Raw genomic sequence first — 8,225 nt, 5'->3', positions numbered from 1 at the left:
CTGAGGTTCCTGGACCTGCTCGGCGAGGAGTTCTCCGCCGGCGAGCCGCTCGGCTCCCGCCCCGTCAGCCGGTGTTCTTCGACGGCCGGCTCAGACGCCCCGGCCACCACGCCTTCGGCCCGATGTCCAGGACCAGCGCGGGCACCAGCAGCGAACGCACCAGCAGCGTGTCCATCAGGACGCCGAAGGCCACGATGAAGGCGATCTGCACCAGGAACGCCAGCGGGATGACGCCCAGCGCGGCGAAGGTGGCCGCGAGGACGACGCCGGCCGAGGTGATGACGCCGCCGGTCGCGGTCAGCCCCCGTGTGACGCCCTCCCTGACGCCGTGGCGCAGCGACTCCTCGCGCACCCGTGACATCAGGAAGATGTTGTAGTCGACGCCCAGGGCCACCAGGAACACGAAGCCGTACAGCGGAACCGAGGAGTCGGTGCCGCTGAAGCCGAAGACGTACCGGAACACCAGTGCCGAAATGCCCAGCGTGGCGAAGAAGTTGAGCGCCACCGTCGCGACCAGCAGCAGCGGCATCACGAGCGAGCGCAGCAGTGCGATGAGGATGACCAGGATGATGGCCAGGACCACCGGGACGATGAGCGTGCGGTCCCGCTCGGCGGTCTGCTGCGTGTCGTGGGCCTGCGCCGTGTAGCCGCCCACCAGCGCCTCCGAGCCCGGCACCGCGTGCACCGCGCTGCGCAGCCGGACCACGGTCTCCTTGGCCGCCGAGGTGTCCGCCGGATCCTCCAGGGTCGCGTCGATCCGGACCCGTCCGTCGGCGACCAGGGGGGTTCCGGGCGGTGCCCCCCGGTCGGCCGCCACCGAGACCGACGCGACGCCGTCGGTCTTCGCCGCTGCTTCGCGGACGGCGTCCAGCCGGTCGGCGTTCGCGATGACGACGGCCGGATTGCCGGCGCCGCCCGGGAAGTGCCGGCTCAGCTCCTTCTGCCCGGCCACCGACGGCGCCTCGTTCACGAAGATCTCGTCCAGCGGTACGCCGCCCGAGTGCAGCGTCGGCGCGAAGGCGGAGCAGGCGAGCAGCGCGGCCAGCGCCACGGCCCAGACCTTGCGGGGGGCCCGGTCGACGAGCGCGGCGGTCCGTGCCCAGATGCCCCGCGACGCGTCCTGCCGGTGCACCCGGGCCGGCCAGTAGGCCGCCCGCCCCAGCAGGACCAGCGCGGCGGGCAGGAAGGTGAGCGCGCTCAACACCGCGCAGACGATGCCGATCGCGCCGACCGGGCCCAGCGCCCGGTTGTTGGTCAGATCGCTGAGGAAGAGGGCCAGCAGGCCCAGGGCCACGGTGCCGCCGCTGGCGACGATCGGCCCCGCCGACCGCCGCAGCGCGGCCCGCATGGCCCGGAACCGGTCGCCTCCGTGGTCCTCCTCCGCTCGGCCCAGCTCCTCGCGGAAGCGGGCGGTGAGGAGCAGCGCGTAGTCGGTGGCGGCCCCGATCACCAGGATCGAGAGGATGCCCTGGACTTGGCCGTCCACCCGCACCAGGTTCTCGTCCGCCAGCGCGTAGACGACGGCGCAGGCCGCCCCGAGGGCGAACACGGCGCCGATGATGATCAGGAGCGGCAGCAGCACGCTGCGGTAGACGAGCAGCAGGATGACGAGGACGGTGGCGAGCGCCACCCCCAGCAGCAGACCGTCGATGCCGGCGAAGGCGTCGGACAGGTCCGCCTGGGTGGCGGCCGGGCCGGTCACCTGGACCGTGGCCCCGTCCACCCCGGAGGCCGCGTCACGGAGCCGGGTCAGCGCCGCGGGCAGTTCCTCGCCCAGGTCGGGGCGGAGCGGTACCACCGCTTGCAGGGCCTCCCCGTCCTGCGACCGCAGCACGGGGGAGGGGGCGCCGGCGAACTCCGGCCGTCCCGCCAGCGGGGCGAGCGCCGCCGCCGCGCCCGTCTCCTGAGCCGCCGTCACCGGACCGCCGCCGCCGCGCGTCCAGACCACGATCGCGGGCAGGGTCTCCTCCTGGCGGAAGGCGTCCTGGGCCCGGGCGACCTTCGTGGACTCCGCGCTCCGGGGCAGGAAGGCCGCCTGGTCGTTGGTGGCGACCTCGCCGAGCTTCCCGGCGTAGGGGCCCAGCACGCCTCCGATGCCGAGCCACGCCACGAGGAGGAGGACCGGCACGAGCCACCGGGCCGTGCGGGGTGAGAGGGACATGATGCTCCTGGTGCGTCGGTCTCTTGATGGCTGTATATCTTGATGCTCAAGATATCGGGGGTGAGACTACCCCCGTGCGCACCTCCCGGTCACCCGGCGCGGAAGGGGTGTTCCCGCGCTCAGGGGGTAGTCGCGCCGGGACGGCGGCGTCACGAGCACTTCGGCGGCCCCGGCCCCCGCGGATGCGTCCGGGCCGCCGTTGCCGAGATCGAGGAGAGGACACAGTGATGACCGAGCAGCCCCACAGCCACGAGCCCGCCCCCTCGCCCGAGGAGCTGCGGCGGCGGATGGAGCACACCCGCGACCGGGTGGGCCAGAGCGTCGAGGCCCTCGCGGACAAGGCCGACGTCACGGAGCAGGCGCAGGAGAAGGCGGCCGGGGCCCGGGACCGGGCGGTGACGGCCAAGGAGCAGGCCGCGCAGAAGGCGGCCCTGGTCACCGACCAGATCCGCGACACGGCGCAGGAGGCCGCGAGGCTGGTGAAGGACAGCACGCCGGACCCCGTCCTGGACCGGGCCGCCCAGGCCTCCGAGCTGGCCGCCCGGGCCACGGCCCGCGCGGGCCGGATCGCGGCGGACCACACCCCCGAACCGGTCCTCGACGCGGGCGGACGAGTCCTCGGCGCGGCGCGGTCCAACCGGGCCCCGCTGCTCGTCGGCGTCGGCGCCGCCCTGGCCGTGTTCCTGCTGGTGCGCCGCGGCCGCGGCGGCAGGTAGGAGCCCCGGGACCGGCCCGGTCGGGCGGCCCCGGCGGGCGGGCCGCCGCCCCCGCACGGGAACGCCCGGCCGAGGGCGGTGAGGCCCTCGGCCGGGCGGCCGGTTCGGCGTCGCGTCAGCGGCGGGGGCCGTTGCGGCCTTCGCCGCGGCGGGTGTCCTTGCCGTCCTCGTAGCGGATCTGCTCCTTGCGGACGGAGTCGGACACTTCCTTCTGCTCCGTGACCCTCTCCGTCTCCAGGCGCACCCGCTCGACGGGCACGGTCTCCTTGCGGGTCACCGGGCGCTCGGCGTGCAGGGTCACCTCGGTCTCCGCCTCACCGATGTCGCCCCGTACGCGCTCCCCCTCGCGGACGGGTTCGCGTACGACGCGCACCTCCTCGTGGCTCACGGGGACGGTGGTGGTGACGTTCTCGGTGACGACGACCTTCTTCAGACGGGCGCGGCCGACTTCCTCGTTGGCCGTCCCCACGCGCAGCCGCTCCTCGGAGCGGATCATCCCGTCCCTGCCGCGGCCCTCGCCCCGGTCGTCGACGTACGTCCCCGTGGCGATGCCGGGCGCGTCCACGGCGGTGCGGTGGCCCTTGCCCTTGCCCTTGCCGTTGCCCTTCCCGTTGCCGTCGGAGCCGGCCAGCCCGTAGTGCTGGTAGAGCCTGCGCTCCTCGTCGGCGTCCAGGTGCTGGTCGGCGTCGACCCGCGGGGCCTCCTTGACGACGTCCCTCACGTGCGGGACGTGCAGGGCCTCGCCGTCGCTGCGGGCACCCGCGAGGGGGACGAACGACTCCTTCATGCCGAACCAGCCGGTCTTGACGGTCACCCACTCCGGTCGGCCCGTCGCGTCGTCGCGGTACACCTGACCGATGCTCCCGATCTTCTCCCCGTCGGCGTCGTAGGCCGTCAGGCGGACCAGCTGCTCGGTGCTCAGGAAACCGTTTCCAGCGCTCATCGGTGAATCCTCCAGTGCGGTTCTGCACGCGACGCGCGGCGACCTCGATGTCCCGCACTCATCCCGTGCCCACTCCCACACCGCCCCCGAAACCGCCTCTCCGCAACCGGTGGTGCCCCGCCGCAGCGGGACGCAGACGCCCCCGGCCCGGTGGCGCCGCTGTGTGAGCGCCGCGACACGAGCGGTGACCGCCTGGCCCGAACGGGTGGCCCGCTCCGGCGCCACGGCCGCGCCGGGCCCCCGGTACCCGGCACCGGTTCGTCGCGGACCGGTGCGAACGGCCCGCATCGGGACAACTCCCGCATCAGTGCCCGAGGGCTGGGCATCCGACCGGAGGACGGCCGACCCGGCCGTCCCGCCCCCCGCCCCCCACCCCGACCCACCGCATCCGGCACCCGCACCGGGGGCCGCACCCGACCGAAGGGCATTCCCGTGGCACGCACCGTCGCCCGTGTGATCGTCGACGCACTCCAGGAGCTGGGTGTCCAGCACGTCTTCGGGGTCGTCGGGGACGCCTTGAACCCGCTGACCGACGCGATCCGCACCACCGACGGCCTGGACTGGATCGGCTGCCGGCACGAGGAGGCCGCGGCCTTCGCCGCCGGGGCGCAGTCCCAGCTCTCCGGAACCCTCGGCGTGTGCATGGGCACGGTGGGTCCCGGCTCCGTGCACCTCCTCAACGGGCTCTACGACGCCGCGAAGAGCCACGCCCCGGTCCTCGCCATCTGCGGGCAGGTCCCCCTCTCCGAGATCGGCAGCGACTACTTCCAGGAGGTCGACAACGACCTGCTCTTCCGCGACGTCGCGGTCTACCGCGCCACCGTCGCCTCCCCCGACCAGATGCCCCGGATGCTGGAGTCCGCCGTACGCGCCGCGATCAGCCAGGGCGGCGTCGCCGTCCTCACCGTCCCGGGCGACATCGGCGACCGGGAACTGACCGAGGACCGCCCCGCGCGCTTCGCCCTCGACCGTGCCGTGACCCGCCCCGACGACCCGGCCCTCGCCGGGGCGGCCGAACTCCTGAACGCCGCCTCGCGCGTCACGCTGCTCGTCGGCCGCGGAGCACGCGACGCGCGCGCCGAGGTCCTGCGGGTCGCCGAGACGCTGGCCGCGCCCATGGTGCTCACGCTGAAGGCGAAGGAGGGCTTCGAGGACGACAACGCCTTCCAGGTCGGCCAGACCGGTCTGATCGGCAACCCCGCCGCCGCCCACGCCCTCGACCACGGCGACGCGCTCCTGATGCTGGGCACCGACTTCCCCTACCGGGACTGGTACCCGAAGGACTGCAAGGTGGTCCAGATCGACACCCGTGAGGAGCACCTGGGGCGCCGGGTCCCGGTCGACGCGGGCCTGGCCGGCGACGTCGGGGCCACGCTGCGCGCGCTGCTCCCGCTGCTGAAGAAGGCGCCGGACCGCACGCACCTGGACGACGCCCGGGAGCGGTTCGTCCACTGGCAGGACGGACAGCGGCGCCTCGCGGACACCGAGCACGAGCGCCGCTGGACCGGGAAGCTGCGCGCGGCGCTGGACAACCGCGACCACGAGATCCGCCCCGAGGCGCTGGCCGCGGCCGTCGACGCGTACGCGGACGAGGACGCCGTCTTCACCTCCGACACCGGGATGGCCACCGTCTGGCTCTCCCGGTTCGTCACCATGCGCGGCTCCCGGCGCCTGATCGGCTCGTACAACCTCGGCTCCATGGCCAACGCCATGCCGCAGGCCCTCGGCGCCCAGCTGTGGGCGCCCGACCGGCAGATCGTGGCCTTCTGCGGCGACGGCGGGCTCAGCATGCTGCTCGGCGACCTCATGACGATCAAGACATACCGGTTGCCGGTCAAGCTCGTGGTCTTCGACAACCGGCGCCTGGGCATGGTGAAGCTCGAACAGGAACAGGCGGGCCTGCCCGAATTCGGTACGGAACTCGACAATCCGGATTTCGCCGCGGTCGCCACGGCCCTCGGTCTGACCGGGATCAGGGTCACCGACCCGGCCGATCTCCACGACAGCGTGCGCCGGGCCTTCGACACCCCGGGACCGGTCCTGCTGGACGTGCTGACCAACCCCGACGAAGTGGCCGTACCGGGGAAGCCCACCGTGGCACAGGGGTGGGGCTTCGCCATCGCCAAGGTGAAGGAGATCCTCCCGAGCCGCGAGGCCTGACCGGGCGGAGCGGGGGCCGTACGCCGACGGCCCCCGTCCCGCGCCAGGCCCCCGCGCCGCCGGCCAGGCCCCGCGCCGCCGGCCAGGCCTGTACGGGGTCGCCGGCTCTGTACAGGGTCGCCAGGCCTGTACGGGGTCGCCCGGCCTACATGGGGTCCATGGTTCCGCTGCCCGGGCCGTTCTCCTCTTCGCTCTTCTCCCGGATGTGCAGGGCCTTCTCCGTCAACCGCCGCCGCTCCGCGGGGTCGGTCGCGCGCTGCGCCGCCTGCTCCAGCTCCTGCGCCTTGTCCCGCATCTGCCGGACTCGCTCGCTCGGACGGTTCCTGTCGTTCATCGTCGGTCCTCGGGTCGGGGGTACGGTCCTCCCCACCCAAACAGCACCGGGTTGCGCGCGCCACCGAAGTCGGCGGATGCGCGCCCGCTCCGGGACTCCACCCCGCCCCGCCGCGCAGGGATGCGGGAGTGTGACGGATTCGAGTGGCGGGTACGCGCTCCCCATGACGCCCACGAAACCGGTGCACACGTCCGCGGGCCACGCGCCGCCCGAAGGCCTGGGCCCCCCGGCCCCCGCCGAGGGCCCGCTGCCCAAGGACCACACGCAGGCGATCCTGGAGACGACCAAACTGGTGGCCGCGCTCCTGAAGCGGTCCGGGCCGCCCTTCGCGCTCGCCGGGAGCGTGGCCGCGTTCGCCCACGGCCTGCCGGCGAGGTTCCAGCACGACACCGACTTCTGCGTCCGTCCGGAGGACGCGGACGCGGCGGTCAAGGCGCTGGAGGCAGGGGGCATCGAGATGCGCAGGGCCCCCGAGGACTGGCTGGTCAAGGGGAGGTCCGGCGGCGAGGAGATCGACCTGATCTTCGAACTGGCCCGGCGTCCGGTGAGCACGGAGCTCCTGGAGCGGGCCCACGTCAAGGCGGTGGACTCGGTGTGGATGCCCGTCCTGGCCCCCACGGACCTCATGGACAGCCGCCTCGCCGCCCTCTGCGAGCACTACTGCGACTTCGGCGAGCTCCTCCCCATGGCGCGCATGCTGAGGGAGCAGATCGACTGGGACCGGCTGGACCGCACGTACCGCGCGGAACCGCTGCCGGACGCGTTCCTCCACCTCCTGGAGCGACTGCGCGTCATCGACGGCCGCGGCCCCGCCGGGGAGGAGAACCGATGACGGGCCACGACATGACGGAGTACCGCGTCGCACGCCTGTGTGACCGCTTGGCGCACGAAGACCTCGCGGAGCTGGGCGTACGCGTCGAGGCGCGCGGCGCGGGCGTCACGGTCCGGGGCAGCGTCGCCAGCCCCGAGTGCCGCGCGGAGGTGCTGCGCATCGCCGCCGAGGAACTGGACGGGCTGGACTGGCACGAGGACGTCACGGTCTGTCGCCCCGGACCCCCCGCCCGCCCCGAGGAGCTGTCGTGATCCGCGTCGCCGCCGTCGGGGACATCCACCTGGGGCCCGGCAGCGCGGGAACCCTCCGGCCGGCCTTCGACACCCTCGGCGACTGCGCGGACCTCCTCCTGCTGGCCGGCGACCTGACCCGGCACGGCACCCGGGAGGAGGCGCGGATCGTCGCAGGCGAAGTGGCGGAGCTGGGCGTACCGGTCGTCGCCGTGCTCGGCAACCACGACTACCAGAGCGACCAGGAGGAGGCCGTCGCGCAGGAGCTGACCGCCGCGGGCGTGCACGTCCTGGAAGGCACGGGCATCGCCCTCGACATCGACGGTACGAGGGTCGGCGTCGCCGGGACCAAGGGCTTCTGCGGAGGCTTCGCCGGGCGCAGCGGCAGCGAGTTCGGCGAGCCGGAGATGAAGGCGTTCATCCGGTACACCCGCACGTGCGCCGACGGCCTCGAAAAGGCCCTGCGCGAGCTCCAGGAGGACGGCAGCGACCTGCGCATCGCCCTCACGCACTTCTCACCCGTGTCGGACACGCTCGCGGGAGAGCCCCTGGAGATCTACCCCTTCCTCGGCAGCTACCTCCTCGCCGAGGCGATGGACGGAGCGGGGGCCGACCTCGCCGTCCACGGGCACGCACACGCGGGCACCGAGCACGGCATGACGGCGGGCGGAGTCCGGGTGCGAAACGTGGCGATGCCCGTCATCGACCGCGCCTTCGCCGTCTACCACCTGCACGGCAGCGCCGAGAAGCCCGGGGACGGCCACCGCTGACGCAGGGCGGCCGGGAGGCGGAACGCCGCGCCTGCGCGCCCTGACGTACCCGGGCCCCTGCGGGGGCCCGGGTACGTCG

At 73.8% G+C, this 8,225-nt stretch carries 8 protein-coding genes; 5 read left to right on the top strand and 3 right to left on the bottom strand.

Annotated features, from left to right (window positions below; all coding sequences use genetic code 11):
* Nucleotides 1-64: 64 nt before the first annotated feature.
* The gene (locus ACFWU6_RS26440) at nt 65-2,161 is read right to left on the bottom strand and encodes an MMPL family transporter (RefSeq protein ID WP_383813230.1); all 2,097 of its coding nucleotides are present in this window, start codon (nt 2,159-2,161) and stop codon (nt 65-67) included.
* 227 nt (nt 2,162-2,388) lie between these two features.
* Between ACFWU6_RS26440 and ACFWU6_RS26435 the strand changes: the two genes are divergently transcribed.
* The gene (locus tag ACFWU6_RS26435) at nt 2,389-2,877 is read left to right on the top strand and encodes a DUF3618 domain-containing protein (RefSeq protein WP_383813229.1); all 489 of its coding nucleotides are present in this window, start codon (nt 2,389-2,391) and stop codon (nt 2,875-2,877) included.
* Between the two features lie 115 nt (nt 2,878-2,992).
* On the opposite strand, the gene ACFWU6_RS26430 is transcribed toward ACFWU6_RS26435, so the two are convergent.
* A complete protein-coding gene (locus ACFWU6_RS26430) occupies nt 2,993-3,820 on the bottom strand; it encodes a DUF2382 domain-containing protein (protein ID WP_383983421.1) in 828 nt (275 codons plus the stop codon).
* 432 nt (nt 3,821-4,252) lie between these two features.
* Here ACFWU6_RS26430 and ACFWU6_RS26425 point away from each other — a divergent pair, with 432 nt between their 5' ends.
* Nucleotides 4,253-5,980, top strand: a complete 1,728-nt coding sequence (locus ACFWU6_RS26425; RefSeq protein ID WP_383983419.1) for a thiamine pyrophosphate-dependent enzyme — start codon at nt 4,253-4,255, stop codon at nt 5,978-5,980.
* Nucleotides 5,981-6,125: 145 nt separating this feature from the next.
* On the opposite strand, the gene ACFWU6_RS26420 is transcribed toward ACFWU6_RS26425, so the two are convergent.
* Complete coding sequence (locus ACFWU6_RS26420) at nt 6,126-6,314, bottom strand: DUF6381 family protein (RefSeq protein WP_383799773.1); 189 nt, start codon at nt 6,312-6,314, stop codon at nt 6,126-6,128.
* A gap of 163 nt (nt 6,315-6,477) precedes the next feature.
* Between ACFWU6_RS26420 and ACFWU6_RS26415 the strand changes: the two genes are divergently transcribed.
* Genes ACFWU6_RS26415 through ACFWU6_RS26405 form a run of 3 tightly spaced genes read left to right on the top strand, consistent with a single transcriptional unit; the run spans nt 6,478 to nt 8,146 of the window.
* Complete coding sequence (locus tag ACFWU6_RS26415; protein ID WP_383799771.1) at nt 6,478-7,146, top strand: nucleotidyltransferase family protein; 669 nt, start codon at nt 6,478-6,480, stop codon at nt 7,144-7,146.
* Nucleotides 7,143-7,397: a hypothetical protein gene (locus ACFWU6_RS26410; RefSeq protein WP_383983417.1), complete on the top strand. Its 255-nt coding sequence runs from the start codon at nt 7,143-7,145 to the stop codon at nt 7,395-7,397. The genes ACFWU6_RS26415 and ACFWU6_RS26410 overlap by 4 nt, the downstream gene beginning before the upstream one ends.
* Nucleotides 7,394-8,146, top strand: a complete 753-nt coding sequence (locus ACFWU6_RS26405) for a metallophosphoesterase (RefSeq protein WP_383983415.1) — start codon at nt 7,394-7,396, stop codon at nt 8,144-8,146. Before ACFWU6_RS26410 ends, ACFWU6_RS26405 begins: the two co-directional genes overlap by 4 nt.
* The last annotated feature ends 79 nt before the right edge of the window (nt 8,147-8,225 follow it).

The organism is Streptomyces sp. NPDC058674 (genome assembly GCF_042716505.1).
Taxonomy (GTDB): domain Bacteria; phylum Actinomycetota; class Actinomycetes; order Streptomycetales; family Streptomycetaceae; genus Streptomyces.
Note: the sequence above shows the minus strand (reverse complement) of the source record. Positions and strands in the feature narration are given on the sequence as shown.